The organism is Bradyrhizobium iriomotense, assembly GCF_018130765.1.
GTDB lineage: Bacteria > Pseudomonadota > Alphaproteobacteria > Rhizobiales > Xanthobacteraceae > Bradyrhizobium > Bradyrhizobium iriomotense_A.
Genome location: NZ_JAFCJZ010000003.1, coordinates 268,634 through 293,788 on the forward strand (window position 1 = coordinate 268,634; position 25,155 = coordinate 293,788).

A 25,155-nucleotide genomic window follows, 5' to 3' on the forward strand; every position below is an offset into this window, starting at 1 on the left:
GGTCCCAACTCTGGCCTAAACAAGCCCGCGCGACGACCCGCGCCATTAACCCCAGGCGGCAGATAACGATGTCCATTCTCGATTCGATCCAGCGTCAGATCCCGCCGATCCACAAGGAGGGCTATCCCTTCATCGGCGGCTTTGCGCTGGCAAGCCTGATCCTGTTCTGGCTGTGGTCGCCTTTGGGATGGATCGGCACGATCCTGACGGTGTGGTGCGCGCTGTTCTTCCGCGACCCCGTGCGGGTGACGCCGGTGCGCGAGGGTCTCGTCGTGTCGCCGGCCGACGGCCGCGTCTCGATGATCACCATGGCGCTGCCGCCGGCCGAGCTCGGGCTCGGCGACCGGCCGCTGCCGCGCATCTCGGTGTTCATGAGCGTGTTCAACTGCCACGTGAACCGCAGCCCGATCGCGGGCAGGGTGGACCGCATCGCCTACCGGCCTGGCCTGTTCATCAATGCCGAGCTCGACAAGGCGAGCGAGGACAATGAGCGCAATTCGCTGGTGATCACGACGCCGACAGCGCGGATCGGCGTGGTCCAGATCGCAGGGCTCGTCGCCAAGCGCATCGTCTGCTTCGTCAAGGAGGGGCAGGCGATCGGCGCCGGCGAGCGCTTCGGCCTGATCCGCTTCGGCTCGCGGCTCGATGTCTACCTGCCTGTCGGCACCAAGGCGCTGGTCTCGGAAGGGCAGACCGCGATCGCCGGCGAGACCATTCTGGCCGACCTTGCCGGCGAGGACCCCAGCCGCGCCTTCCGCGCCAATTAACCAAAGTCGGTCCTTGCGGGCCTTCCGCCGCAATGGCGGAGGAGAACGGGGCTTGCTATATCTCGCCCTAGGATAAGGACGAGCCATGACGCCCTATGACGTGAGAGATCCCGATGTACGCCGCCGCCGGTTCCGCCCCATTCCGGTGCGGATGCTGGTGCCCAACGTCATCACGCTGCTGGCGATCTGCGCCGGCCTGACCTCGATCCGCCTGTCGATCGAGGGGCGGATGTCGCTCGCCGTCTACGCCATCGTGTTCGCGGCCGCGCTGGACGGTATCGACGGCCGCATCGCGCGCATGATCAAGGGCCAGTCCAAGTTCGGGGCCGAGCTCGACAGCCTCGCCGACTTCGTCAATTTCGGCGTCGCGCCTGGCCTGATGCTGTATTTCTGGCAGCTGCACGAGCTCGGCAATGCCGGCTGGATCGCCGCCATGGTGTTCGCGATCTCCGGCGGCCTCCGTCTGGCGCGCTTCAACGCCACGATGGACGATCCGAACAAGCCGGCGTTCGCCGCCAATTTCTTCACCGGCGTGCCGGCGCCGGCCGGCGCGATCACGGTGCTGCTGCCGATCTATGTCGCGTTCCTCGATCTCGGCCGGCTGCCCGCGGCGGTGACGGCGACCTATACGCTGCTGATCGCCTTCCTGATGGTGTCGCGCCTGCCGGTGTTCTCCGGCAAGACCAAGCGCATGCGCGTGCCGCCGGAGCTGGTGCTGCCGGCCTTTGTCGCGGTGATCGTCTTCATCGCGATCCTGATCGCCTATCCCTGGCACGTGCTCTCGATCGGCACGGTGCTGTATCTTCTCGCCTTGCCGCTTGGCTACAAATCCTATCGCGACCAGGCGCGCGCGATGGAAGCCACCGCGCCGTCAGGAGGCGAAGTCCCATCGCCGCCGTCGGCGCCGACATTGGCAAACCTGTCGGAGCCGCCGCACGACGACGATCGGCCCGGACGGCTGCACTGAGCGGCCCCGCGCGGATATCTGCCATGAGGCCCTCTGAGTTGGGTTGAGGCCTGATCTCGGCTATATCGCCCTGTGCCGGCGGCATCGCGTCAATCAGCCGCCAATCTGGGAGAGAACGCCGTGACTGATACCGTAACCGGGCCGCTGCCCGCTTTCGTCCTCGAAGCGCTGGGCCGCTACGACACTCCGACGATCTGCAACGCCATGGAGATCGTGGCGCCCGAGCGCCGGCTGATCGGCTACACCACCAAGCAACTGGTCTGCCCGTTTCCCGACCTGCCGCCGATCGTTGGCTATGCCCGCACCGTGGCGATCCGCTCGGTGCTGAAATCCTCGCTGCCGGCCGAAGAGCAGTCGAAGCGTCGCATCGAATATTACGAGTATGTCGGCACCGGCCACGGTCCGCGTATCTCGGTGATCCAGGACATCGACGGTCCCGACGTCGGCTACGGTGCGTTCTGGGGCGAGGTGCAGAGCAACGTGCACAAGGCGCTCGGCTGTCTCGGCGTCATCACCGATGGCTCGATCCGCGACATCCCGCAATGGGCGCCGGGCTTCCAGGCGCTCGCCGGCTCGATCGGCCCGTCGCATGCCTGGGTGCATGCGGAAAGCTTCGGCGGCGAGGTGCGTGTCGCCGGCATGACCGTGAAGTCCGGTGATCTGATCCACGCCGATCAGCACGGCGCCATCGTGATCCCGCTCGACGTCGCCGCAAAGCTGCCCGAGGCCGCCGAGCTCTGCGGCCGCCGCGAGACGCCGATCCTGGAGATCGCCCGCAGCCCGGACTTCTCGCTGGAGAAGCTGAAGGCCGCGCTGAAGCGCTCGGCGGAGATCCACTGACGGATGATTGGGCGACCTACGGCCGCGACGCCGGCCGTAGATCGCCTTGCTCGGTCAGAAAGAGGGCGGCCTGATCCGGCTCGCCCAGCACTGCGGCGGCGCATCCGATCAGGGTGAAGCCGCCGGCAAGATCCCACAGGGTGATGTCGTCTGCACTGTCGGAGCTGTGAAGCAACCGCGCTGCGATCACGGCGAAGGCGGCCTCGACAAAGAGCAGGGCGCTGAACGCCGGCAGGACAAGCTCCGGTTCGAGCAGATGGAGCGCCAGCACCGCCGGCAACGCGGTGAGAAGACTGAACAGCGTCAACATCGCGATGGCTCCCGCGATCGAGCATGCCGCAAGGCCAGAAGATACCAAATGACCTATGGCCTCGATGTGACGCAGGGCCGCAGCCGGAGCGTCGTTCCGGCGCGCCCGCTTATGGTTAGCGAAGTGTTGAGATTCCTGTCGCTTGCCGGCAAAGCCGGCATTCTCAGAGCGCATTGCGCCGGTCCGGTGCGCCGGCTCAACTTAACCTTTACGCGGCTTTAAGGGCGGCGCTCTAGGGTTCCTGATGCGGTTCGGGGTTGGGCCGCGCCAGCGGCCAGGATGGCCGTTGTTGCGGACGCGTTGGAGTCTCCCATGGATATCATGACGGGCGTTGGGCTCACGGCGGGCATCATCGTCATCACGGCGATGATCCTCATGGGCGGCGACCTGCACATGTTCATCTCCGAACATGCGATGATCATCATCTTCGGCGGCTCGATCTCCGCGACCATGATCCGCTTTCCGCTCTCGGCGCTGCTGCATGGCCTCCCGCTCGGCGCCAAGTTCGCCTTCACCATGAGCCGCCTGTCGGCCCACGACCTCGTCGACGAGCTCGCCCGCATCGCCGAGATCGCCCGCAAGCAGGGCCCGGTGGGTCTCGAAAAGGTCGAGACCGACGAACCCTTCCTCGCCAAGGGCATCCGCTACGTCGCCGACGGCTACGACCTCGACTTCATCCGCGACAATCTCGAGCGCGACCGCGACAACTTCCTGATGCACCTCGATGAGGGCAGCAAGATCTACCGCGCCATCGGCGACTGCGCCCCGGCGTTCGGCATGATCGGCACGCTGATCGGCATGGTGCAGATGTTCGCCAACATGACCGATCCTTCCAAGCTCGGCCCGTTCATGGCGACCGCGCTGCTTGCCACGCTTTACGGCGCGCTCGTCGCCAACCTGTTCTGTCTGCCGATCGCCGACAAGCTGCACGGCAAGCTGCTGGACGAAGAGACCAACCGCACCCTCATCATCGACGGCATCCTGATGATCCGCGACTCCAAGAGCCCGACCTTGGTGCGCGAAATGCTGCTGGCCTATCTGCCGGAGAAGCATCGCCACGCCGAGGGCGAGCCGGTGCCGGCGTAAGGCCGCTCCCCGGGATCAACAGAGATGGCCAAGAAGAAACGCGGCGATGCTCACGGCGGCGGCCACGGCTGGTTCGTGACCTTCGCCGATCTGATGGGCCTGATGATGAGCTTCTTCGTGATGCTCGTCGCGTTCTCGACGCAGGACGCCAACAAGCTGAAGATCGTCGCCGGCTCGATGCGCGACGCTTTCGGCGTGCAGAGCGAGGCGCGCTACGCCGGCATCGTCGAGTCCGACGGCCTGCCGACACGTCCGCGGCTGAAGAACGTCGATCACATCCAGCCCGAGGATGCCTCCAACACGCCGACGCCGGACCAGGAGGATCGCGACCGCACGTCGGGCGCCAAGATGAAGATCGACCGCAATTTCGCGCTCGCTGCGGCCTCGCTGCGTCAGGCTTTGCAGGACATGCCGGAGCTGACCGAGATGTCCAAGCACATCATGTTCGAGGAGACCAAGCAGGGCCTTAATCTCGAGATCGTCGACCAGGACGGCCGTTCGATGTTCGCCGACGGCTCGAAGGTGCCCTACGACCGTACGCGCCGGTTGGTCGAGAAGCTCGCGGTCCCGCTCAAGGCCACGCCGCTGCGCGTCTCCATCGCCGGCCACACCGCGGCCGGATTCGTGCCGAGCCGCAGCGATTACGGCGCCTTCGATCTGTCGGCCGACCGCGCCAATGCCGTGCGCCAGATCCTCGAGCGCGAGGGCCTGCCGGCCTCCCATATCTTCGCGGTCTCCGGTAAGGCGGACACCCAGCCGCTGTTTCCGGACGATCCCTCGCTCGCCGCCAACCGGCGCGTGACCATTACGCTGATGCGCGAAGATCCGCCGCTGCCGCCGAATTTGAAGCCCTAGGGCATGATCCGGAGAAGTGGGCACCGGTTCTCCGACGAGATCATGCCCAAACGATAAGCCCCCTTGCGCTACCATCTTACCTGAGGCATCTCGTCGCGTTGGCGAGATGCGTGGCCACGCCGTCGCGGCAACCGGCTCCGTGCCTGCTATGCTGTACCGATTGACAGATGCGCAGGAAGCGTCAAAAGGCGCCGGATCAAATTCAGGGACGAAGCGTTTTCCACCCTCATGGCGGCGAGCATCACACAGACCGAGGCCCAGGAAGGGCCGGTCACCTCGGGTTTTTGGGCCCTTACGCTCGGGAGTATCGGCGTTGTCTTCGGCGACATCGGTACCTCGCCGCTCTATGCATTCCACGAGGCTGTCAGGGGCGCAGCTGGCGGTGAGCCGGTCTCGCGGGTGATCGTGCTCGGCGTGCTCTCGCTGATCCTGTGGGCGCTCCTGATCGTCGTGACCGCCAAGTATGTCCTGCTGCTCTTGCGTGCCGACAATAACGGGGAGGGCGGTACGCTCTCGCTGATGGCCCTCGGGCAGCGCGCGCTGGGACGGCGGAGCTGGTTCCTGCTCGCCCTCGGCGTCGTCGGCGCCTCCATGTTCATCGGCGATTCCATGATCACGCCGGCGATCTCGGTGCTGTCGGCGGTCGACGGACTGAAGCTCGCGACGCCTGCATTCGAGCACTATGTCGTGCCGCTCACGGTCCTGATCCTGGCGCTGCTGTTCGCGGTGCAGAGCAAGGGCACCGCACTGGTGGCATCCGCCTTCGGGCCGGTGATGGTGGTCTGGTTCACGGTCCTTGCGGTGATGGGCGCGGTCCACATCGCCGACGATCCGTCGGTGCTGGCGGCGATCAATCCCTATTACGCCCTGCAATTCCTGCTGACGCACGGCACGATCGGCCTCGTGACATTGGGAGCCGTGTTCCTCGCGGTGACCGGTGGCGAGGCGCTTTACGCCGATCTCGGCCATTTCGGCCGCAAGCCGATCCAGTCCGCCTGGATGTTCTTCGTGCTGCCCGCGTTGCTGATCAACTATTTCGGGCAGGGCGCCCTGGTGCTGTCCGATCCCAGCGCGATCGAGCACTCGTTCTACCGCATGGTGCCTGAGAAGCTGGTGCTGCCGCTGGTCGGGCTTGCGACCGCCGCGACCGTGATCGCGAGCCAGGCGGTGATCACCGGTGCCTATTCCCTTGTCTATCAGGCGGTGCAGCTCGGCCTCTTGCCGCGTTTCGAGGTGCGCTACACCTCCGAATCCCATGCCGGCCAGATCTATCTGCCGCGCGTGAACCGGCTGCTGCTGATCGGCGTGATGCTGCTGGTGCTGTTGTTCCGCACGCCCAGCGGCCTCGCTTCGGCCTATGGCATCGCGGTGTCCACCACGATGGTTGCCGACGGCATCATGGGCTTCATCGTGATCTGGAAGCTGTGGAACTGGCGCGCCGCGACAGCTTCGATCGTGATCCTGCCCTTCGTGATGGTCGACATGACCTTCTTCAGTGCCAATCTGCTCAAGCTGCTGGAGGGCGCCTGGGTGCCGCTGCTGTTCGGCGCCGCCATGGCGGGGACGATCTGGACCTGGCGGAAGGGCACCGGAATCCTGATCCAGAAGACGCGCCGGATCGAGGTGCCGCTGGATGACCTGATCCGCAGCCTGGAGAAGCGGCCGCCGCACATCGTCAAGGGCACGGCGGTGTTCCTGACCAGCGATCCCTCCTTCGTGCCGACCGCGCTCTTGCACAATCTCAAGCACAACAAGGTCCTGCACGAGCACAACGTGATCCTGACCATCGAGACCGCGCAAACGCCGCGGGTCGATCTGTCCGAGCGCTTCCGCATGGAGAAGGTCAGCGACAAGTTCTCCAAGGTCCGGTTGCGCTTCGGCTTCATGGAGCAGCCGAACGTCCCCAAGGCACTGGCGATCGCGCGCAAGCAGGGCTGGCAGTTCGACATCATGTCGACGTCGTTCTTCGTGTCGAGAAGGTCGCTGAAGGCTTCGGCGCAGTCGGGCATGCCGCTCTGGCAGGACCATCTGTTCATCGCGCTGAGCCGGTCCGCCAACGACGCCACGGACTATTTCCAGATTCCCACCGGCCGGGTGGTTGAAGTCGGCACCCAAGTCACCATCTGAGGTCACCATTTGAACCGGATTGACCCACCTATGCGAATTCTGCATGGTGAGGGCCCAAAATCGGGCTAGGCTATGCCGGTAGCGCAGGACTATAAGCCCCGCGCTCTTCCGCCGTTGTGCAGTGAAGCATTTTTAGAGGCCATCGGGCTCTCCCATGACAAGCGACGTAGCAGTTCCCGCCCCGGAAACGGCGGCGGCCAATGGGCATGGCGAGGCCCACACCACCGCCGGGTTCGGCGCGCTGACGCTCGGCAGCATCGGCGTCGTCTATGGCGATATCGGCACCAGCCCGCTCTACGCGTTCCGCGAGGCGGTGATGGCAGCCTCGGGGGCCGAAGGCGCGCCCACGCCGGCAGCCGTTCTCGGCGTCGTCTCCCTGATCCTGTGGGCGCTCATCGTGGTGGTGACGCTCAAATACGTCGTGATCCTGCTCCGCGCCGACAATAACGGCGAGGGCGGCACGCTGGCGCTGATGGCGCTGGCCCAGCGCGCGGTCGGAACCGGCGGGGCGACCATCGTCCTGCTCGGGATCATTTCCGGCGCGCTGTTCTACGGCGATGCCGTGATCACGCCGGCGCTCTCGGTGCTGTCGGCGATCGAAGGCATGAAGGACGTCACGCTGACGTTCGAGCCATACATCGTCCCGCTGACCGTGGTGATCCTGGTCTGCCTGTTCGCGGTGCAGTCACGCGGCACGGCGCGCGTTGCGGCCTTCTTCGGTCCGATCATGTGCGTCTGGTTCGCGGTCCTCGCGGTGGCGGCGATCCACCCCATTATCGAGCAGCCGCAGATCCTGTTCGCGCTGAACCCGCTCTACGCCGTGTCCTTCATGCTCCACCACGGCATCATCGGCTTCGTGACGCTGGGCGCGGTGTTCCTGGCCGTGACCGGCGCCGAGGCGCTCTATGCCGACCTCGGCCATTTCGGCAAGCGGCCGATCCAGACCGCCTGGCTGTTCATCGTGCTGCCGTCGCTGGCGCTGAACTATCTGGGGCAGGGCGCTCTCGTGCTCGGCGATCCCGGCGCGATCGTCAGCCCGTTCTTCCAGCTCTTCCCGCAAGGCATTTTCCGCGGCAGCATGGTCGTGCTGGCCACCATGGCGACCGTGATCGCGAGCCAGGCCGTCATCACCGGCGCCTATTCGCTGACGCGCCAGGCGATCCAGCTCGGGCTGCTGCCGCGCTTTGAAATTCGCCATACGTCTGAAGCCCATTCCGGCCAGATCTTCATCCCGCGCATCAACCAGCTGCTGCTGGTCGCGGTGGTTCTGCTCGTGCTGCTGTTCCGCTCCTCCAGTGCGCTGGCGTCCGCCTACGGCATCTCCGTTACCGGGACCATGGTGGTCACGGCGATGATGGGCTTTGTGGTGGTCTGGAAGGTGTGGCGGTGGTCGCCGATCGCCGCTGGTGCGCTGATCGCGCCGTTCCTGTTCCTCGACCTGACCTTCCTCGCCGCGAACCTGCTCAAGGTGTTCGAGGGCGGCTGGGTGCCGCTGGCGCTCGGCGCGGTCATGATCATCCTGATGTACACGTGGCGGCGCGGCAGCCGGCTGCTGTTCGAGAAGTCGCGCAAGCTCGAGTTCCCGCTCGCCGACCTCGTGGCGATGCTGGAGAAGCGGCCGCCGCAGCGGGTGCCCGGAACCGCCGTGTTCCTGACCTCGGACCCGCTCAGCGCGCCGACCGCGCTGATGCATAGTCTGAAACACTACAAAGTGCTGCACGAGAAGAACGTCATTCTCACGATCGAGACCGCGCAGACCCCGCGGATCGATCCGGCCGAGCGTGTCCGGCTGGAGCAGATCTCGCCGACCTTCTCCAAGGTGACGCTGAAATTCGGCTTCATGGAATCGCCGAACGTGCCGAAGGCCCTCGCCATCGCCCGCAAGCTCGGCTGGCAGTTCGACATCATGTCGACCTCGTTCTTCCTGTCGCGCCGGGCGCTGAAGCCCGCCGCCCATTCCGGCATGCCGCGCTGGCAGGACCGGCTGTTCATCTCGCTCAGCCGCTCCGCCAACGACGCCACCGACTATTTCCAGATCCCCTCTGGGCGCGTGGTCGAGGTCGGCACCCAGGTGACGATCTAGGGCAGGGGATTCAAAGCGGACTTCAAGTCGCTGCGATTTAGCTTTAACTTGCGCCGCGCGGCTCAAGCCTTTGTGGCGCTTGATTTTCGTTTCCCGAGAGGCGAGGTTGCCCCGCACCGGGATCGCCCCGGCTTGCAGCCCGCGACGTTGGAGGATGAAGTGGCAAACCAGGTACAGGATCTGACCCCGGACGAGGTCTCCAAGGGTGTCGCGGAAGGGCGCTATCTGCTCGTCGACGTCCGTGAGCCGAACGAGGTCGAGGCCGAGGCCTACCCCTACGGCGTCGTGGTTCCGCTCTCGACCTTCGATCCGAAGGCGATCCCAGATCCGCAAGGAAAGCAGGTCGTGTTTGCCTGCCGCTCGGGCAAGCGCTCGGTGACGGCCTCGCTGGCGGCGCAGGCAGCGGGCCTTCCCTACGACAAGCATCTGGCCGGCGGCATGCTCGGCTGGAAGGCGGCGGGTCTTCCCAGCAAGGTCGGTGGCTGATCGGCCCCAATGCCTAACAAGATGTCCAAGAGCTCGTCCCTGAACAAGGTCTTCGCCGACCTTCCCGTCACCATCTTCGAGGCGATGTCGCAGGCCGCGCGCGACAACAACGCCATCAATCTCGGCCAGGGCTTCCCTGACGATCCCGGCCCTGAGGACATCCGCCGCGCCGCGGCCGAGGCCTCGCTGAACGGCTACAACCAGTACCCCTCGATGATGGGCCTGCCGGAGCTGCGCCAGGCGATCGCGACCCATTACGGCCACTGGCACGGTCTCAAGCTCGATCCGATAAGCGAGGTGATGGTCACCTCCGGCGGCACCGAGGCGCTGACCTCGGCGATCCTCGCCGTGGTCCAGCCCGGCGACGAGGTGGTCTGCTTCCAGCCGGTCTATGATTCCTATTTGCCGATCATCCGCCAGGCCGGCGGCATTCCGCGCCTCGTCCGGCTCGAGCCGCCGCACTGGCGGTTGAATGAGGACATGCTGAAAAGCGTCTTCAATTCAAAGACCAAGGCGGTGCTCTTCAACAATCCCCTGAATCCGTCCGCGGTGGTCTATCCGCGCGAGGACCTCGAGCTTCTGGCGCGCTACTGCCAGGAGTTCGACGTCATCGCGATCTGCGACGAGGTCTGGGAGCACGTCACCTTCGACGAGCACAAGCACATCCCGCTGATCACCATCCCGGGCATGCGCGAGCGCACCATCAAGGTCGGCTCGGCCGGCAAGATCTTCTCGCTGACCGGCTGGAAGATCGGCTTCGTCTGCGCCGCGCCACAGCTGCTGCGCGTCGCCGCCAAGGTGCACCAGTTCCTGACCTTCACCACCGCGCCGAACCTGCAGGCCGCCGTCGCCTATGGCCTCGGCAAGTCCGACGACTACTTCCTGTCGATGCGCAAGGATCTGACGCGGAGCAGGGACCGCCTGACCAAGGGACTGGAGAGCCTCGGCTTCCCCGTGCTGAAGTCGCAAGGCACCTACTTCCTCACCGTCGACCTGTCGCCGCTCGGGCTGAATGAGAGCGACACCGAGTTCTGCTGGCGCATCGTGAAGGATTACAAGGTCGCGGCGATCCCGGTCTCGGCGTTCTACGAGCAGGACCCGGTGACCTCGGTGGTGCGCTTCTGCTTTGCCAAGAAGGACCAGACGCTCGACACCGCGCTGGAGCGGTTGTCGGACGCGGTGCGCGGGCGCAAGAGGTAGATTTGAGATGACGAACGTCAGCCGCTCGGGGTTTCGCCTTGGTCTCACCATCGCCGCCGCGCTGACGTTGCTTTCGCCTCCCGCCGGGGCGGAGGAGCGCGTCGTCAACTTCTACAACTGGTCCAACTACATGGCGCCGGATGTCCTTGAGAACTTCACCAAGGAGACCGGCATCAAGGTGGTCTACGACACCTTCGACGCCAACGAGACGCTGGAGACGCGCCTGATGGCCGGCAAGTCCGGCTATGACGTCGTGGTGCCCACGGCCTATTTCCTGCAGCGTCAGATCAAGGCCAACATTTTCCAGAAGCTCGACAAGTCGAAGCTGCCGAACCTCGCCAACGCCTGGCCCGTGGTGACGCAGCGCCTTGCCACCTACGACCCCGGCAACGTCTACGCCGCCAACTACATGTGGGGCACGACGGGCATCGGCTACAACGTCGCCAAGGTGAAGCAGATCCTCGGGCTAGATGCCAAGATCGACAGCTGGGACATCGTCTTCAAGCCGGAGAACTTGGCAAAGTTCAAAGACTGCGGCGTGCACATGCTCGACTCCGCCGACGACATCTTTCCGGCGGCGCTGAGCTGGCTCGGGCTCGATCCGAACTCGACCAAGCAGGCCGACCTCGAGAAGGCCGCCGACGCCGTCGCAAAAGTTCGCCCGTCCGTGCGAAAATTTCACTCCTCCGAATATCTGAGCGCGCTTGCCACCGGCGAGATCTGCTTCGTGGTCGGCTGGTCCGGCGACATCATGCAGGCGCGCGCCCGCGCGGCGGAAGCCAAGAGCGGCGTGGAGATCGGCTACACCATCCCGAAGGAGGGCGCGCAGATGTTCTTCGACAATCTTGCGATCCCCGCGGATGCCAAGAACGTCAAGGAAGCCTACGAGCTGATCAACTATCTCTACCGCCCGGATGTCGCCGCCAAGAACTCGGACTTTTTGTCCTACGCCAACGGCAACCTCGCCAGCCAGAAGCTGGTCGATCCGAAAATCCTAGGCGACAAGAACATCTATCCGGACGAGGCGACGCTCGCAAAGCTGTTCGTCATCACGGCGCGCGAGCCGGCGACCCAGCGCATCATCAACCGGCTCTGGACCAAGGTGAAGACGGGGCGCTGAGGGGTGCATCCGTATTTTCGAGCTGAGCGACTTGTCCGCCGAAGCGTTGGCGAAGGCGGGAGCAAACCAGAATCTCTCCGTGGGCGCGCTCCGGATTGCTGCGGCGCCTCGCGTCTGGCAATGACGCCGTAGCTACCGCCACCTTCTGTGCAGCCACAGCCACTGCTCGGGATGCTCGCGCACCCAGCTCTCCACTACGCTGGTGATCGCCTGCGTCGTGCCCTGGATGTCGATCTTGCCGTCGGCATCGCGCACAGACGGGACTTCCTCGGTGATCTCGGCCGTGAAGCGGCCGCCGGGCAGGCGGATGATGCGGACCCCGTGGATCGGGCATTCGACCTGGCGCAAGAGGCGCGCCAGCATCGGGTTGGCGCGGGTCTTGCGGCCGAAGAAGGTGACCTCGACGCCGCCGGTCAGATACTGGTCGATCAGCATCGCGACGTGCTTGCCGTCCTTCAGCGCCTGCGCGAGCCGCAGCGGCGCGTCGCGGCCTGCCGGGATCAGCGTGCCCATGTTGACCTGGCGCATCTCCTGGATGATGCGGTCGGCGGAGGCGATGTTGGGACGGCGATAGAGGATCGCGGCGTCCAGCCCATGCGCGACGGCGGCGAGCGCCGGCAATTCCCAGTTGGCGAGATGCGCGGCGAAGATCAGCGCCGGCTTGCCGTCGTCGCGGATCTGGTCGAACAGCTCGATGCTGCGCGCCGGGAGTTCGATCCGGCTCTTTTCCGGATGGTCGCGGTCGTAGTCCCAGACGTGGTCGATATGGGCGAATTCGGCGCCGACGCGGCCGAGATTGTCCCAGACGCCCATCAGGATGTTTTCGATCTCCTCCGGCGACTTCTCGGGAAAGGCCGCACTGAGGTTGGCGCGGCCGATGCGGTGCTCGCGCAGGCGCGGCCCGATCATCTTCACGGCGCGCGCGAAAAAGTCCGAGGTCTTGACCGGATCGAAATAGCGCGTGGTGCGCAGCATGCCGACCGTGGCGGCGCCGATCAGGCTGCCGCCGATCGATTTGGCAGCCTGCCGCGCGCGGGCCTTCGTGCTCGCAGTCAGCAGCGCCATGCGTCCGGTCAGGCCGGTTCGCGGGTCAGGATCAACGAGGCGTTCTGGCCGCCGAAGCCGAACGAGTTCGACATCACCGCGGTCACGCGGGCATCGCGCGCCTTGTTGCCGACGACGTTGAACAGGATCGTGGGATCCGGGGTCTCGTAGTTGATCGTCGGCGGGATGCGCTGGTGCTCGAGCGTGAGCAGCGAGAAGATCGCTTCCACTGCGCCCGCCGCCGAGATGGTGTGGCCGACCATCGACTTGTTGGAAGTGACCGGAATCTTCTGCGCGAGCTCGCCGAACACGGCCGATGTCGTGTTGAACTCCATCTTGTCGTTCTCGGGCGTCGCGGTGCCGTGCGCGTTGATGTGGTCGATCTGGTCCGGTGTCATGCCGGCATCGGCCAGCGTCTTGTTCATGCAGCCGATGATCGGTTTTCCATCAGGCGAAGAGCGGGTGCGATGGAAGGAATCGGTGAGCTCGCCGCAGCCGGCGATCACGCCGAGGATTTTTGCGCCGCGCGCGGTGGCGGCTTCATAGCTTTCCAGCACGAGCGCGCCGGCGCCCTCGGCCATGACGAAGCCGTCGCGATTCTTGGAGAAGGGGCGGGACGCCGCCTGCGGCGGATCGTTCTGGGTCGACAGCGCCGAGAGCAGCGAGAAGCGCACCAGCGCTTCCGGATTCACCGTGCCGTCGGTCGCAACGCACAGCGCCGCATCGGTCTCGCCGCGGCGGATCGCCTCGACGCCGAGCTGGATCGAGGTCGCGCCCGAGGCGCAGGCCGTCGACAGCGAGATCGGCGAGCCCTTGGTGCCGAAGGTCTCGGCGAGGTGGGCTGCGACCGAGCCGAACATGAAGCGGTGATGATAGGCGGTGTACTTGCCGCCGCCGGAGATGCGCAGCAGATCGTCATAGTTGAAGTCCTGCGCGCCGACGGCGCGGCCGAGCTCACGGCGCTGCGGCCATTCGACCTCGACCGGCGCGACAGCCAGGAAGAGGGGACCCGGGAAGTCGGCCTTGGCGCCGATGCCGGCCTGCTCGAGCGCTTCCTGCGTCACGATCTCGGCCATCCGCTCGGAGAGGCCCGTGGAGGAAAACGGATCGACGCTGACGAAATCGACGGTGCCGGCCATCGTGGTCTTGAGACCCTCGACCGGAAAGCGCGTGATGGTGCGGATGCCGGATTCGCCGGCGACGAGCTTGGCCCAATTGTCGTCCTTGCCGGCGCCGAGCGAGGTCATGATGCCCATGCCGGTGACGACGACGACGGGGCGCCCGAATTTGTCGCGTGGTGCAGTCATGTGTCCCCCGATCAAGCTAGAGCATCATCCGGCCAAAGCGCGAGGCGCTTCAGCCGACCGCCTCGACCAGCGCCATGCCTTCGCCGCGCCAGTGTCCGGCCCCCACCACGACAATCTGGGTGGGCGCCCCCTGCATTTCAATCTCGGTTCCGGTCGAATCGTTCGGCGGAAACAGCGCGCCGCGCGAGATCGACAGCGCCGCGAGCGCGATACCGAGCGGGAATTGCGTTTCCATGGTGTGACCGAACATCGTGCCGGTCGAGCGCACCGGGAAGTCGGCATGGCCCTTCAGGAAGCCGCGCTCTTCCGAGGTTGCGGGCTCCGCGCCGGTCGCCCCCGTGATGATCGCGCCCTTGCCCTCGCGCTTCGGCAGCTTGGCCCAGAGCTTTTCCAGCGTCGCGGTCATGTCGCCGGGCTGCCTGCGGCGGGCGAGATCGGCAACGACGCTCGACAGCTTTGCATAGGGCTTTGCGCCACGCGCCTCTGCATGCGCGCGAGACTCCAGCACCAGGAACGCACCGGCCGAGCCGAGCGCGAAGCCGGCATGGTCCTTGCGCGCCCATACTGGCGCAAACTTGTCCTTGAGGTTGAAGTCGCCGAATTCGTAGAGGACGAGCAAGTCCTTGCGCTCGCCATTATGCGAGCCGCCGACGAGGGCAATGTCGCTTTCGCCCGAGGCGATGCGCGCAAGCGCGATGCGGGCGGCATCGGCGCCGGCGACTTCTTCGCCCATGAAGGTGCGCGAGGTGCCGCCGAGGCCGTGCACGATGGCGATGTTGCCGGCGAGCAGGTTGGAGAGCTGGGCCAGGAACAGCGTCGGCCTGAGATCGCTCATCAGGCGTTCGTTGAGGAAGCCGGGCGCGTTGGCGCCCTTGGCTTCGGCCGTGAGCACGCCGGTGTCGACGTTGAGGTCGCGCTCGCCGCCGCCGGCGGCGACCACCATGTCGATCTTCGACAGGATGTCCTTGTTGCCCTTGATCCCGGCGGAGTCGAGCGCAAGGCCGGCCGCATAGGTGCCGATGCGCTGCCAGGCTTCCATCTGGCGCTGGTCGCCCTTCTTCGGAATCTGGCTGTCGAAGGAGACGGGCATCAGGGGATGCACGATGTAGGGCGCAAAGCCCTTCTCATCGACATTGATGCGCTTCTCCTGAAGCGCGGCCCAGTTGGCGTCCAGCCCCTCGCCGAGCGAGGTGGCAAGCCCAATGCCGGTGATCCAGACTTCCGTCTGGCCGGGCTTCGAAGCGATGTCAGTCATGGCGATATGGCCTGTTGCGGAAAGCCGACGCGTTTTGCGACCGCGTCCATGTATCCGCGCATATCCGAATTGGGGAAGGGGATCAGCGTGAAGGTGAGCGTCGAATTCGCGCGCAGCTTGCCGTCGACCCTGATCTTGGCCTCGGTCATGGCATAGCCCGAGCCCTCATGGGCCACGCTCGCCTCGAGGGTCATCAGGTCGCCCGGAAACACCGAGCCGCGCACCTTGGCTTCCTTCACGGCGGCGAGAATCGGCATGCGCTCGAACTTCAAGACGCCCAGCAGGAGAAAGCCCGAGGCCTGTGCCATCGATTCGATAAGGAGCACGCCGGGCATCAGGGGATAGCCCGGAAAATGCCCCTCGAAGACGGTGCTCTCCTTCGGGACCTGGGCTTCGACGACAATCTTCTTCTCGTCGACGTTGAGGTCGACGATCCGATCGATCATGTGGAAGTATTCGAGTTGCATGACCGCCCGATTAGGCGCTTGCGCCCTTGGCGGCAACCAGTTCGTCGATGCGCGCGCACAGGTTCTTCAGCACGAAATATTGTTCGGTGGTCGCCTTGCCGTCGTTGACCTCCTGGGTCCACTTTTCCAGCGGCAGCTTGATGCCGAACTGCTTGTCGATCGCGAAGGCGATATCGAGGAAATCGAGGCTGTCGATGCCGAGGTCATCGATGGCATGGCTATCCGGCGTGATCGTGTCGCGCGGGATGTCGCAGGTTTCAGCGATGATCGTGGCGACCTGATCGAATGTGGAAGACATCACTAAGCCTTTGATATATTGCGGATATTTGTCAGATTTTCCAGAGTGGCGCGATGGGAGGGCATCGCGCCCCTGATGACGCCCTCAAACCCCCCTCTGGCCGGGTCGAGAGCCCGTATATCGGAGCGCCGCCCTGAGTTCAATGGAGCCGGGAGGACCTAGGAACAGGCTGGGGACGCCGCCGGCAGAGCCTTGCGGCCGGAGGCGGGGGCCTAGATGTGGGGCGTCGTGATCTTGGCGCAGTCGCGGCGGCCCATCAGCACGCAATCCTGGGTCCGGCGCAGGTCGGCGATGCTCACCGCGAGCCAGATCCCGATTGCAGTCAGCGCGATGGTGAAGGCGAGCGCGGCGATGTTGGCAAGCATGCGGTGGCGGAAATCGTCCGGCTTGGCGCGGGGCTGCTCGTAGCGCGACAGGTCGAGCGGCTCGGGCGTGACGCGCAGCGGCTGCACGGTGCCGTTGCCCCGGTGGACCGGCGGGGTGGGCGCAGTGCGCGGCCTGAACTGGAGCACCCGGTGCTCGTCATCCGAGCTTATGGGCCGCTGGGTTTTCATGGGGCGGGGATCACTCCGAAGCAGCGATTTTTAGATAGCACACGTGATGAAAGCGTTGCAGAAAATCTTCTCAACGCAAACGTGTATTGCGTCTCTTGCACGCCCCGTCTTGCGGAAGCCCGACAGACCCGGGCAGGACGCGCGGGTTGCGTTGCAGCAACGAAGGATGGCGCCGCGTCCAGCCTCGTGAACATCGGCTTGTGATCTCCCCGTGCAGGTCGAACGCATTTACCGCCATGGGGCCCATGGCATAATCCAGGGAACCCGGGCGACCGGTTGCAACGATGTGAGGGCCCCTTCGACCATGACCAATACGCGCGAGCCGCGAGTGCATCCGGTGCCGATCCTGTCGCTTCGACCGACGCAGATGACGGTCGGCATGCGCGAGGTCAAGGAGAAGCGCAAGCGCTGGCGCGAGCACGACAGGAGGAAGCAGGCCGACCTGCTCGGCAAGCACATGATCCCCGTCGTCTACGGGCCGGACCTGCGCTACTACGTCATCGACCATCATCATCTCGGCCGTGCACTGCACGACGAGGGCGTCAAGGAGGTGCTGGTGACCGTGGTCGGCGATCTCCGCATGGTCGAGCGCGAGGCGTTCTGGGGCGTGATGGACAACAAGCGCTGGGTCTATCCTTACGACGCCAAGGGCGAGCGGCGGTCGTTCCGCGATCTGCCGAAATCGATCGCCGATCTCAAGGACGATCCCTTCCGCAGCCTTGCCGGCGAGCTCCGCCGCTTGGGCGGCTTCGCCAAGGACACCACGCCGTTCTCCGAATTCCTGTGGGCGGACTTCCTGCGCCGGAAGCTGTCGCGCAAGGCGGTGGATGCCGATTTCGACAAGGCGCTGGAGAAGGCCCTGGCCGCGGCCAAGAGCAAGGATGCGGTCTATCTGCCCGGCTGGTGCGGCCCGGCGGAGGATGATTGAGCGCACCCGCTCATATCAGTTGCGCTGGAAGATCTTGGCGCCGGGATAAGCGCGCCGCGCGTAGGTGACGACCAGCGCGCGGTCCTGGGTTGCCAGGAAGGGCGTTCGGATCCGGCACGATCCGATGATCAGGTGCCATAGACCATTGAGCTTCTGAATGACGACTTTCATTTGAGTAGTCCTCGGCGATTCCGCATTCCAGCAAGTGCTGCCTGTCGCGGCGGGTCCTGCGATCCACGATCGTGATCACGGGAGCAAAATTCCCGGTTCCGGCCACGCCGCTGCAAGACCACGGCCACTCTTCTTAGTTGGTGACGGCAAGCGGCCGGATAAGCCGGCTCTCATCACAGCCGCTTGAGCGACATCATTTTCCGCGGCGACGAAACCGTCCTGAAACAGAGCCGTCCCAACTATCCGGGTATCGAGCTCACACAGGAGGCAGAAATGCGCCGTCTGTTTTTCGCAATTGCCTTGCTCGCCGTCGCCTCAGCAGGGATCTCGGCCTCGTTCGCCGCAGTTCACCACGCCAAGACACTGACATTTGCCGAGCGATTTGCCCCGGCGCTCGACCTGATGGCGAAGCAGTAGCGGCCTCGCAGCTCGCAGCTGCAGGCCGGGCAGCGGTGCGATCACTTCGGGTCTTGCGGGCCGGGTGAAGAGAGCAGCCGTTCGATCTCCGCGGCGGTCTCACCGTCGCGCGCCTTTTGCGGCAGCGTGTGGCGCCTGGCGCCGGCTGGCAGCTTGCTCGCGGCAGCGCGGGCGTCCTGCGTGAATTTGTTCAAGCGCTCCTGAAGTGAGAGGGCCGGTCGCGTTCGGCTGCGCTTCCTGGTCATGAATTGCCCTTACCGGTGCAAGACAACCATGGCTGCGCGAGCAATGTCCTTAACATTTGTTGGAGTTGCCAACCGACCGCAGGCATTCCGTGGAGCTGCATCGAGCCTGGCACGGTGCTCGATGAGCGGAAACTTTAGGAACTGGCGGATTTCGACGGCCTTTACCTGGAGCAGTCGCCAACGCTCCGAGGGCGCCCGATGCCGCGATTCCATTTCGACATCCACGAGAACGGCCGGATGTTTCCCGACGAAGACGGGCAGGATCTTGCGAACGAGAACGCCGCTCGCAAGGAGGCGGTCATGTCCGGCGCTTCGATCGCCCGCGATGCCTTCGTCTCGGGCAGCGCGCGGCACGTCGTCATCGACGTTCGCGAGGAAGGCGCGCCGTTCCTGAAGGTGTCGATCACGCTCCAGGTCGACGAAGCCTAGGCGTGCGGTGTCGGCAGGCGCGTGACCGGTTCGCACCTGCGGCAGAGCGGCGCATGCGATCTTGACGTATCGCAAAGTGACGCGGTCGGCGGCCGGTAAGGTCTGCTTGCATGACTGCCGAACCAGCGTTGCGCTCCCGCGTGGGCAAATGGACTCCGGATCATGCTGACCTGGAGATGCCACGATGAGCCTGATCTTTCGCATTCTGTTCGTCCTCGCCGGAGCCATCACCGCGCTGTTCGTCGCGCGCGACGCGCTCAACTTCACCATCATCCAGACTTTCGTCGCCATCCTGCTCGTGACCGCCGTCTTGCTCGCCGGGAGTCTCTGGAGCCTGCGGCGGAAGACGTGAGCGGCAAGGCGGGCGCGCGACCGGCCGGACTGAGCGAGGCCGAGGCGAAGGCGCGGCTGGAAAAGGACGGCGCCAACGAGTTGCCGCGGCCCGAACGGCGCAGCCCCCTGCGCATCGTCGTGGAGGTGCTGCGCGAGCCGATGCTCCTGCTGCTGCTTTGCGGCGGGCTGATCTACCTCGTGCTCGGCGATCTCAAGGAAGCGCTGATCCTGCTGGCCTTCGGTGCGATGTCCATCGTGATCACGGTGGTGCAGGAGACGCGGACCGAGCGGGTGCTGGACGCCCTGCGCGACCTGACCAGCCCGCGAGCGCTGGTGGTGCGGGACGGTGCGCGCCGGCGAATTCCGGGCCGAGAGGTCGTGCGCGGCGATCTCCTTGTTCTCGGCGAAGGCGACCGGGTTCCCGCCGATGCCGCGCTCGTGGAGGCGCGCGATCTGCAGATCGACGAGTCCCTGCTCACCGGCGAGTCCGTGCCGGTCCGTAAGCAGGCCGCGGACCGGATCGCAACAGCCGATCACCGGCCCGGCGGCGAGGATCAGCCCTTCGTGTATTCCGGTTCGCTCGTCGTGGGTGGCGAGGGGCTGGCGCTGGTCGAGGCGACCGGCCCGCGCAGCGAGATCGGGAAGATCGGACTGTCGCTGCGTGGCTTGCAGGCCGAGCCGCCGCGGCTGCAGCAACAGACCGCAAGGCTGGTGCGGCTCTGCTTCCTCGGCGGCGCCGTGGTTAGCCTCGCCGCCGTCGCGCTCTATGGCGTCTTGCGCGGGGACTGGTTACAGGCGCTGCTTGCGGGCGTCGCCATCGGCATGTCGATGCTTCCGGAAGAGTTCGGCGTCGTGCTCACGGTCTTCATGGCGATGGGCGCGTGGCGGATCTCGCAAGCCCGCGTGTTGACACGGCGCGCCGCCGCCATCGAGGTCCTGGGGTCTGCGACCGTCCTGTGCACCGACAAGACCGGAACACTGACGCAGAACCGCATGTCCGTCGCGGAGCTGCGGTTGCCCGATGGGGCGCGGATGCGCCCCGCGGCCGGAGAAGATCGTGCCAGGCCGGAATTTGTCGAGCTGGCGCGCTGCGGCGCCCTGGCGAGTTCGCCGGAACCGTTCGATCCCATGGAGAAGGCGCTGCACCTGTTCGCGCATGAGGCCTTGCGGGACGGCGATGCCATGGATGGCGAGCGGACGCTGCTGCGCACCTACGGTTTGCGGCCCGAACTGCTGGCCATGACCCAGGTCTGGCGGACAGCCGGCCGGGCGGACCTCGTCGCATGCGCCAAGGGTGCGCCCGAGGCGGTTGCGCGCCTGTGCAGGCTGAACGATGCCGACCAGGAGTCCGTGCGGGATGCCGCCAGCGCGATGGCGAAGGACGGGCTTCGGGTGTTGGGCGTGGCCGTTGCCGCCTGCGACGACGCCTCACTCCCGCAGTCACAGGAGGCCTTCGCGTTTCGCTTTGTCGGGCTGGTCGGGCTTGCCGATCCGCTGCGGCCCCACGTCCCGGAGGCGGTCCGCGAATGCCGTGCGGCCGGAATCCGCGTCGTCATGATCACCGGCGACTATCCGGCAACGGCCGTTGCCATCGCCAACCAGGCCGGCCTCGACGTCCAGGACGTCATGACCGGCGATCAGGTCAGGCTGGCGGACGATTCGGAGCTTGCACAGCGCGTCAGGCATGCGAGCGTGTTCGCACGGGTCCTGCCGGAGCAGAAGCTGCGCATCGTCCAGGCGATGAAGGCCGACGGCGAGATCGTGGCGATGACCGGCGACGGCGTCAATGACGCGCCATCGCTCAAGGCCGCCCACATCGGCATCGCGATGGGCGGGCGTGGTACCGACGTCGCGCGGGAGGCGTCGTCGATCGTGCTGCTCGACGACGATTTTGGCTCGATCGTCTCGGCCATTCGCCTGGGCCGCCGGATCTATGACAATCTTCGCAAGGCGATGGCCTTCATCTTCGCCGTTCACGTCCCGATCGCCGGACTGGCGCTGTTGCCGCTGGTGTTCGGGTTGCCGCTGATCTTCAGCCCGGTGCACATCGCGTTTCTGGAGCTGATCATCGACCCCGTGTGCTCGCTGGTGTTCGAGGCCGAGCGCGACGAGCGCGATGCGATGACGCGTCCGCCGAGACGGGCCGATGCCAAGCTGTTTTCCTGGGCCCTGGTCGGCTGGAGCGTTCTTCAGGGCGCGCTCGCCTTCGCCCTGACCGCAACGATATTCGTCGGCGCGCTGCGCTCCGGCCTTGCCGCCGACGAGGCGAGGGCGCTCGCCTTCGTGACGCTCGTGGTCTGCTTCGTCGCGCTGGTCCTGGTCAACCGGTCCTTCAGTGCTTCGTTCATGTCGGCTTTCTTCCGTCCAAATCCCGCACTGGTCTGGATCTTCACGGCGGTCGCCGCCGTTCTCGCCGCCGCGCTGCTCTGGCCGCCGGCCTCCAGCCTGTTCCGCTTCGGTCCGCTGCATGCCGATGACCTGTTGATCACGCTCGGCGCAGGACTGCTGCTGCTGACGCTGCTCGAAGCGCTGAAGCCGCTGTGGGCGCGGCGGCTTCGATTCTAACGCGCGATGAGATTGGGAGGAATCGTCATCGCGCTTTAGGTTATTGTTTGAGCATGATCTTTTCGGAAAACCGCTTCACACTTTTCCGGATCATGCTCTAGTTCGCACCCGGAGAGCCCGGCTTCGGCGGCGCATGGGTTTCGCGCGGCTCGTGCCTGCCGCCGAGCATCCGGTGCAGCCAGTGCTCGGTGCGGTTGCCAACGGTGAGGATCAGGAAGGCCAGCGTCAGCGCCGTGCCGACGATCGGCCACTGGCCGACGCCGCAGGCGATGCCGAGGCAGGCGGCGAGGAAGGTGCAGGCGGCGCTGGTCAGGCCGCGGACGCGGAACCTGTCGCTTTCGTGGACAATGACGCCGGCACCGAGGAAGCCGATGCCGGTGAGGATGCCCTGGATGACGCGGCTCGCCGCATCGGTGATCTTGCCGGCCTCGGCAAACTGCACGGCCAGCAATACGACGGTCGCGGTCGAGAGCCCGACGATGCCGAGCGTCTTCAGCCCGATCGGCTTGCCGTGCAAGTCACGATTGAGGCCGATGGCGCAGCCTGCGAGCGTGGCGACGCCGAGGCGCAGAAGGATTTCGGGCCAGTCCAGCACGGTCATTTTTTCGGCAGGCGTCCCATCAGATAGAACTCCTCGTTCGGCCGCATGCCCGTGAAATTCGCCAGCCGGTTCGACAGCGCGAAGAAGGCGGAGATCGCGGCGATGTCCCAGATGTCGTCGTCGCTGAAGCCGTGCGGTTGCAACGCTGCGAAATCTTCCTCGCAGACGCGCTGCGCGTCGGCGGAGACCTTCATCGCGAAATCGAGCATCGCCTTCTGGCGCGGCGTGATGTCGGCCTTGCGGTAGTTCACCGCGACCTGGTCGGCGATCAGCGGATTCTTGGCGCGGATGCGCAGGATCGCGCCGTGGGCGATCACGCAATACTGGCACTGGTTGGCGGCCGACGTCGCCACCACGATCATCTCGCGCTCGGCTTTCGTCAGACCGCCATCCTTCTCCATCAGCGCGTCGTGATAGGCGAAGAAGGCGCGGAACTCGTCGGGGCGGTAGGCCAAGGTGAGGAACACGTTCGGCACGAAGCCGCTTTTTTCCTGCACGGCGAGGAGGCGGGTGCGGATGTCCTCGGGAAGCGCGTCGAGGGCGGGAGCAGGGAAGCGTTGTGCGGCGGTTTTTGTCATGTGCATGGATTCCGGCTGGGGCCGGCAACCATAGTCGATGCGGGCGGCCGCCTCAACGTGCCGCGGTATGCCAGGGGCGCGTGCCACACACTCGCGTCATCGCCCGGCGAAGACCGGGCGATCCAGTATTCCAGAGACGGTGATGGCATACGGAGAGGCAGCGGCGTACTGGATGCCCCGCCTTCGCGGGGCATGACAGTGTGCTTGGAGCGCGAGCGCGGCCTTACCGCAGCGGCTTCTTCAGCAGCGAGAAGCGGTCGGGATCGAGCCCCATCGAGGGCTGCAGCATCGGGGCTTCGAGGCTGGACATCGTCTTCGTGGGCGGGGCCGAGAACACGGGATCGTTCGGAGAGGAATCGCGCTGCGAGGTGGCGCCGCGCCAGCGCTCCAGCACGGCGCTGACGAAATGCATGTCGTGACCGGCGGTGACCGACGGTACGCTGCTGATGGTGGCTTCGCCGCGCGGCAATTGGTGTGGCGGCACCTCCTTGAAGCGCAACCGGGTCGGCAACGCGACGCCTTCGCCGAACGCCAGCACCTCGCGGGTGCCGAGCGAGGGAACGAAGGAGAGCAGGTTCGCGGCCGCATCCGACACAGCGGCGCGCAGCAGCGCCTGGTCGCGGTCGTTGGCAAGACGCATCGTGAACAGCGTGTTGCACTGGGAGATGATGGTGGCGTCGAGCTCCGCGGGGCGCTGCGTGATGAGGCCGAGATAGACGCCGTATTTGCGGCCTTCCTTGGCGATGCGCGAGACCGCCTTGCGGGTCGGGCCGAAGCCGACATTGCGGTCGGCGGAAGCGTAGCGGTGCGCTTCCTCGCAGACGAACAGCAGCGGCGAGACGCCGTCGCTCCACAGGCCGAAATCGAAGGCCATGCGGCACAGCACCGAGACGACGGAATCGATCACTTCGGCCGGGAAGCCGGCGAGCTGCATCACCGTCATCGGCTTGCCGTTCGCCGGCAGGCGGAACAGATGGCTGATGACCTCGGCCATGGTGTCGCCGCCGACATTGGCGTTGTCGAACATGAAGGCGTAGCGCGGGTCGTTGCGCACCGCCTCGATGCGCGAGATCAGCTTGTGATAGATGATGCGCGAGGAGCGGTTCTCCAGCTTGCCCATGCGCTCGTCGATCAGCGACAACAGGTCGACGAGGCGGTACGGCACCGGCGTGTCGACGGTGTAGCCGACCTGCTTGGGATCGATGCGCTTCAGGCCGATGCGGTCGGCGTTCTGGTACTGGGTGTAGACGCCCTTGGCGAGCGGGATCACCTCGGCGAGAATGTCGAGCTCTTCGGGCACGCCGGCGCGCCCGCCGAACAGCACGTCGACGATTTCCTCGAAATTGAACAGCCAGAACGGCAGCTTCAGGTTCCGCGGGTTCAGCACCAGCGCGCGGTCGCCGAAGCAGCGGCCATATTCGTTGTGGACGTCGAGCAGGAAAATGCGCAGGTTCGGCCGCGCCTTCAGGATCTCGTTGAGCAGCAGCGACACGCCGGTCGATTTGCCGACGCCGGTCGAGCCCAGCACGGCGAAATGCTTGGACAGCATTTCCTCGACGTCGACATAGGCGACGACGGAGCGGTCCTGCTGGAGGAAGCCGACATTGATCTGGTCCGATCCGGTCGGCGCGTAGATCGTGCGCAGCTCCTGGCTGGTGATCAATTCGACCGCATCTCCGATGGTCGGATAATTGGTGACGCCGCGCTGGAATTTGGCCTTGTCGGCGGCGTTCAGGATCTCGCCGAGCAGGTCGACCGAGGCGATGGCGATGTAATTGTCCGTGCTCGACAAATTCTCGCAGGAGACCTCGGTGATCATCGCGACGATGACCGAGCTGGCGCAGCGAATGCTGACGAAGCGGCCGACGGTGGCCCGAACCTCCGAGATCGGCATCTGGCTGGTCGCCAAAAGCCCGACCCGGGCGAGCGATCCGCGAACCGAAATCACGCGTCCAAAGGATGTCACGATGAATGAACCTGGCAAGAGCAAGGGGTTTGGTCGGACTATGCGCGGCCGTCGCTGGACAAACGGTTAAACGGCGGGCGCGCCCGCTCCGTTAAATCCGCGGTAATTCGGTCTGAAGCTTTGTCGCGAATGGATGTTTGTGGGTGGAAACGCCGG

At 65.4% G+C, this 25,155-nt stretch carries 28 protein-coding genes; 16 read left to right on the forward strand and 12 right to left on the reverse strand.

What is annotated here, in order from left to right; all coding sequences use genetic code 11:
* Window positions 1–44: 44 nt before the first annotated feature.
* The 3 genes from JQ635_RS07470 (at window position 45) to JQ635_RS07480 (ending at window position 2,574) form a co-directional block, all read left to right on the forward strand.
* Complete coding sequence (locus tag JQ635_RS07470) at window positions 45–767, forward strand: phosphatidylserine decarboxylase (protein WP_349631846.1); 723 nt, start codon at window positions 45–47, stop codon at window positions 765–767.
* 85 nt (window positions 768–852) lie between these two features.
* On the forward strand, window positions 853–1,734 hold the full coding sequence (locus tag JQ635_RS07475) for a CDP-alcohol phosphatidyltransferase family protein (protein ID WP_211409224.1): 882 nt from the start codon (window positions 853–855) through the stop codon (window positions 1,732–1,734).
* Between the two features lie 120 nt (window positions 1,735–1,854).
* Complete coding sequence (locus JQ635_RS07480) at window positions 1,855–2,574, forward strand: RraA family protein (RefSeq protein WP_211409225.1); 720 nt, start codon at window positions 1,855–1,857, stop codon at window positions 2,572–2,574.
* A 16-nt stretch (window positions 2,575–2,590) separates the two neighbouring features.
* On the opposite strand, the gene JQ635_RS07485 is transcribed toward JQ635_RS07480, so the two are convergent.
* Window positions 2,591–2,884 (reverse strand): hypothetical protein, encoded by a 294-nt coding sequence (locus JQ635_RS07485; RefSeq protein WP_211409226.1) that lies wholly within the window; start codon window positions 2,882–2,884, stop codon window positions 2,591–2,593.
* A gap of 48 nt (window positions 2,885–2,932) precedes the next feature.
* Here JQ635_RS07485 and JQ635_RS07490 point away from each other — a divergent pair, with 48 nt between their 5' ends.
* The 8 genes from JQ635_RS07490 (at window position 2,933) to JQ635_RS07525 (ending at window position 11,841) form a co-directional block, all read left to right on the forward strand.
* On the forward strand, window positions 2,933–3,106 hold the full coding sequence (locus tag JQ635_RS07490) for a hypothetical protein (protein WP_211409227.1): 174 nt from the start codon (window positions 2,933–2,935) through the stop codon (window positions 3,104–3,106).
* Between the two features lie 90 nt (window positions 3,107–3,196).
* Window positions 3,197–3,970, forward strand: a complete 774-nt coding sequence (locus JQ635_RS07495; RefSeq protein WP_080138159.1) for a motility protein A — start codon at window positions 3,197–3,199, stop codon at window positions 3,968–3,970.
* A 24-nt stretch (window positions 3,971–3,994) separates the two neighbouring features.
* Window positions 3,995–4,825, forward strand: coding sequence for an OmpA/MotB family protein (locus JQ635_RS07500; RefSeq protein WP_211409228.1), 831 nt, complete (start codon window positions 3,995–3,997; stop codon window positions 4,823–4,825).
* Window positions 4,826–5,053: 228 nt separating this feature from the next.
* Window positions 5,054–6,952, forward strand: coding sequence for a potassium transporter Kup (locus JQ635_RS07505; RefSeq protein ID WP_211409229.1), 1,899 nt, complete (start codon window positions 5,054–5,056; stop codon window positions 6,950–6,952).
* A 154-nt stretch (window positions 6,953–7,106) separates the two neighbouring features.
* The gene (locus JQ635_RS07510; RefSeq protein WP_211409230.1) at window positions 7,107–9,035 is read left to right on the forward strand and encodes a potassium transporter Kup; all 1,929 of its coding nucleotides are present in this window, start codon (window positions 7,107–7,109) and stop codon (window positions 9,033–9,035) included.
* A gap of 159 nt (window positions 9,036–9,194) precedes the next feature.
* Complete coding sequence (locus tag JQ635_RS07515; RefSeq protein ID WP_080138282.1) at window positions 9,195–9,521, forward strand: rhodanese-like domain-containing protein; 327 nt, start codon at window positions 9,195–9,197, stop codon at window positions 9,519–9,521.
* 21 nt (window positions 9,522–9,542) lie between these two features.
* Entirely contained in the window at window positions 9,543–10,721 is a 1,179-nt protein-coding gene (locus tag JQ635_RS07520) for an aminotransferase (RefSeq protein WP_211409452.1), read from the forward strand.
* A 7-nt stretch (window positions 10,722–10,728) separates the two neighbouring features.
* The gene (locus JQ635_RS07525) at window positions 10,729–11,841 is read left to right on the forward strand and encodes a polyamine ABC transporter substrate-binding protein (RefSeq protein WP_211409231.1); all 1,113 of its coding nucleotides are present in this window, start codon (window positions 10,729–10,731) and stop codon (window positions 11,839–11,841) included.
* Between the two features lie 132 nt (window positions 11,842–11,973).
* On the opposite strand, the gene JQ635_RS07530 is transcribed toward JQ635_RS07525, so the two are convergent.
* From JQ635_RS07530 to JQ635_RS07555, 6 genes are all read right to left on the reverse strand, one after another.
* The gene (locus tag JQ635_RS07530; protein ID WP_211409232.1) at window positions 11,974–12,906 is read right to left on the reverse strand and encodes a lipid A biosynthesis lauroyl acyltransferase; all 933 of its coding nucleotides are present in this window, start codon (window positions 12,904–12,906) and stop codon (window positions 11,974–11,976) included.
* 8 nt (window positions 12,907–12,914) lie between these two features.
* Window positions 12,915–14,192: a beta-ketoacyl-ACP synthase gene (locus JQ635_RS07535; RefSeq protein WP_211409233.1), complete on the reverse strand. Its 1,278-nt coding sequence runs from the start codon at window positions 14,190–14,192 to the stop codon at window positions 12,915–12,917.
* Between the two features lie 49 nt (window positions 14,193–14,241).
* Window positions 14,242–15,447, reverse strand: a complete 1,206-nt coding sequence (locus JQ635_RS07540) for a beta-ketoacyl-ACP synthase (protein WP_211409234.1) — start codon at window positions 15,445–15,447, stop codon at window positions 14,242–14,244.
* Window positions 15,444–15,914, reverse strand: coding sequence for a 3-hydroxyacyl-ACP dehydratase FabZ family protein (locus JQ635_RS07545; protein ID WP_211409235.1), 471 nt, complete (start codon window positions 15,912–15,914; stop codon window positions 15,444–15,446). Before JQ635_RS07545 ends, JQ635_RS07540 begins: the two co-directional genes overlap by 4 nt.
* A 10-nt stretch (window positions 15,915–15,924) precedes the next feature.
* Window positions 15,925–16,212 carry an acyl carrier protein gene (locus JQ635_RS07550; RefSeq protein WP_007592476.1) on the reverse strand — a complete coding sequence of 96 codons (288 nt, stop codon included), beginning with the start codon at window positions 16,210–16,212 and terminating at the stop codon, window positions 15,925–15,927.
* Between the two features lie 212 nt (window positions 16,213–16,424).
* Window positions 16,425–16,766 (reverse strand): hypothetical protein, encoded by a 342-nt coding sequence (locus tag JQ635_RS07555; protein ID WP_211409236.1) that lies wholly within the window; start codon window positions 16,764–16,766, stop codon window positions 16,425–16,427.
* Window positions 16,767–17,070: 304 nt separating this feature from the next.
* Here JQ635_RS07555 and JQ635_RS07560 point away from each other — a divergent pair, with 304 nt between their 5' ends.
* Window positions 17,071–17,694 carry a ParB-like protein gene (locus tag JQ635_RS07560; protein WP_211409237.1) on the forward strand — a complete coding sequence of 208 codons (624 nt, stop codon included), beginning with the start codon at window positions 17,071–17,073 and terminating at the stop codon, window positions 17,692–17,694.
* A gap of 15 nt (window positions 17,695–17,709) precedes the next feature.
* Here JQ635_RS07560 and JQ635_RS07565 read toward each other — a convergent pair whose 3' ends face one another.
* Window positions 17,710–17,865 (reverse strand): hypothetical protein, encoded by a 156-nt coding sequence (locus JQ635_RS07565; protein WP_211409238.1) that lies wholly within the window; start codon window positions 17,863–17,865, stop codon window positions 17,710–17,712.
* Window positions 17,866–18,048: 183 nt separating this feature from the next.
* On the opposite strand from JQ635_RS07565, the gene JQ635_RS07570 reads away from it, so the two are divergent.
* Window positions 18,049–18,282: a hypothetical protein gene (locus tag JQ635_RS07570; protein WP_211409462.1), complete on the forward strand. Its 234-nt coding sequence runs from the start codon at window positions 18,049–18,051 to the stop codon at window positions 18,280–18,282.
* 41 nt (window positions 18,283–18,323) lie between these two features.
* On the opposite strand, the gene JQ635_RS07575 is transcribed toward JQ635_RS07570, so the two are convergent.
* Window positions 18,324–18,476, reverse strand: coding sequence for a hypothetical protein (locus tag JQ635_RS07575; RefSeq protein WP_246583354.1), 153 nt, complete (start codon window positions 18,474–18,476; stop codon window positions 18,324–18,326).
* 249 nt (window positions 18,477–18,725) lie between these two features.
* Between JQ635_RS07575 and JQ635_RS07580 the strand changes: the two genes are divergently transcribed.
* From JQ635_RS07580 to JQ635_RS07590, 3 genes are all read left to right on the forward strand, one after another.
* Window positions 18,726–18,956, forward strand: a complete 231-nt coding sequence (locus JQ635_RS07580) for a DUF6894 family protein (RefSeq protein ID WP_211409240.1) — start codon at window positions 18,726–18,728, stop codon at window positions 18,954–18,956.
* A 184-nt stretch (window positions 18,957–19,140) separates the two neighbouring features.
* On the forward strand, window positions 19,141–19,308 hold the full coding sequence (locus tag JQ635_RS07585; protein WP_211409241.1) for a hypothetical protein: 168 nt from the start codon (window positions 19,141–19,143) through the stop codon (window positions 19,306–19,308).
* Entirely contained in the window at window positions 19,305–21,854 is a 2,550-nt protein-coding gene (locus tag JQ635_RS07590; RefSeq protein WP_211409242.1) for an HAD-IC family P-type ATPase, read from the forward strand. Before JQ635_RS07585 ends, JQ635_RS07590 begins: the two co-directional genes overlap by 4 nt.
* A 97-nt stretch (window positions 21,855–21,951) precedes the next feature.
* Here the strand turns inward: JQ635_RS07590 and JQ635_RS07595 are convergent, their stop codons facing one another.
* The 3 genes from JQ635_RS07595 to JQ635_RS07605 form a co-directional block, all read right to left on the reverse strand.
* Entirely contained in the window at window positions 21,952–22,455 is a 504-nt protein-coding gene (locus JQ635_RS07595) for an MgtC/SapB family protein (protein ID WP_211409243.1), read from the reverse strand.
* The gene (locus JQ635_RS07600; protein WP_211409244.1) at window positions 22,452–23,033 is read right to left on the reverse strand and encodes a peroxidase-related enzyme; all 582 of its coding nucleotides are present in this window, start codon (window positions 23,031–23,033) and stop codon (window positions 22,452–22,454) included. The genes JQ635_RS07595 and JQ635_RS07600 overlap by 4 nt, the downstream gene beginning before the upstream one ends.
* Before the next feature lie 223 nt (window positions 23,034–23,256).
* Window positions 23,257–24,999 carry an ATP-binding protein gene (locus tag JQ635_RS07605; RefSeq protein WP_211409245.1) on the reverse strand — a complete coding sequence of 581 codons (1,743 nt, stop codon included), beginning with the start codon at window positions 24,997–24,999 and terminating at the stop codon, window positions 23,257–23,259.
* Window positions 25,000–25,155: the final 156 nt, after the last annotated feature.

What these genes read in the sequence shown, in the direction of transcription:
- JQ635_RS07540 (WP_211409234.1), bottom strand. Translation starts at nt 15,447, where the DNA reads ATGACTGACATCGCTTCGAAGCCCGGCCAGACGGAAGTCTGGATCACC.
- JQ635_RS07475 (WP_211409224.1), top strand. Translation starts at nt 853, where the DNA reads ATGACGCCCTATGACGTGAGAGATCCCGATGTACGCCGCCGCCGGTTC.
- JQ635_RS07550 (WP_007592476.1), bottom strand. Translation starts at nt 16,212, where the DNA reads ATGTCTTCCACATTCGATCAGGTCGCCACGATCATCGCTGAAACCTGC.
- JQ635_RS07545 (WP_211409235.1), bottom strand. Translation starts at nt 15,914, where the DNA reads ATGCAACTCGAATACTTCCACATGATCGATCGGATCGTCGACCTCAAC.
- JQ635_RS07555 (WP_211409236.1), bottom strand. Translation starts at nt 16,766, where the DNA reads ATGAAAACCCAGCGGCCCATAAGCTCGGATGACGAGCACCGGGTGCTC.
- JQ635_RS07530 (WP_211409232.1), bottom strand. Translation starts at nt 12,906, where the DNA reads ATGGCGCTGCTGACTGCGAGCACGAAGGCCCGCGCGCGGCAGGCTGCC.
- JQ635_RS07560 (WP_211409237.1), top strand. Translation starts at nt 17,071, where the DNA reads ATGACCAATACGCGCGAGCCGCGAGTGCATCCGGTGCCGATCCTGTCG.
- JQ635_RS07565 (WP_211409238.1), bottom strand. Translation starts at nt 17,865, where the DNA reads ATGAAAGTCGTCATTCAGAAGCTCAATGGTCTATGGCACCTGATCATC.
- JQ635_RS07535 (WP_211409233.1), bottom strand. Translation starts at nt 14,192, where the DNA reads ATGACTGCACCACGCGACAAATTCGGGCGCCCCGTCGTCGTCGTCACC.
- JQ635_RS07595 (WP_211409243.1), bottom strand. Translation starts at nt 22,455, where the DNA reads ATGACCGTGCTGGACTGGCCCGAAATCCTTCTGCGCCTCGGCGTCGCC.
- JQ635_RS07520 (WP_211409452.1), top strand. Translation starts at nt 9,543, where the DNA reads ATGTCCAAGAGCTCGTCCCTGAACAAGGTCTTCGCCGACCTTCCCGTC.
- JQ635_RS07505 (WP_211409229.1), top strand. Translation starts at nt 5,054, where the DNA reads ATGGCGGCGAGCATCACACAGACCGAGGCCCAGGAAGGGCCGGTCACC.
- JQ635_RS07510 (WP_211409230.1), top strand. Translation starts at nt 7,107, where the DNA reads ATGACAAGCGACGTAGCAGTTCCCGCCCCGGAAACGGCGGCGGCCAAT.
- JQ635_RS07495 (WP_080138159.1), top strand. Translation starts at nt 3,197, where the DNA reads ATGGATATCATGACGGGCGTTGGGCTCACGGCGGGCATCATCGTCATC.
- JQ635_RS07580 (WP_211409240.1), top strand. Translation starts at nt 18,726, where the DNA reads ATGCCGCGATTCCATTTCGACATCCACGAGAACGGCCGGATGTTTCCC.
- JQ635_RS07600 (WP_211409244.1), bottom strand. Translation starts at nt 23,033, where the DNA reads ATGACAAAAACCGCCGCACAACGCTTCCCTGCTCCCGCCCTCGACGCG.
- JQ635_RS07490 (WP_211409227.1), top strand. Translation starts at nt 2,933, where the DNA reads ATGACCTATGGCCTCGATGTGACGCAGGGCCGCAGCCGGAGCGTCGTT.
- JQ635_RS07500 (WP_211409228.1), top strand. Translation starts at nt 3,995, where the DNA reads ATGGCCAAGAAGAAACGCGGCGATGCTCACGGCGGCGGCCACGGCTGG.
- JQ635_RS07485 (WP_211409226.1), bottom strand. Translation starts at nt 2,884, where the DNA reads ATGTTGACGCTGTTCAGTCTTCTCACCGCGTTGCCGGCGGTGCTGGCG.
- JQ635_RS07585 (WP_211409241.1), top strand. Translation starts at nt 19,141, where the DNA reads ATGAGCCTGATCTTTCGCATTCTGTTCGTCCTCGCCGGAGCCATCACC.
- JQ635_RS07525 (WP_211409231.1), top strand. Translation starts at nt 10,729, where the DNA reads ATGACGAACGTCAGCCGCTCGGGGTTTCGCCTTGGTCTCACCATCGCC.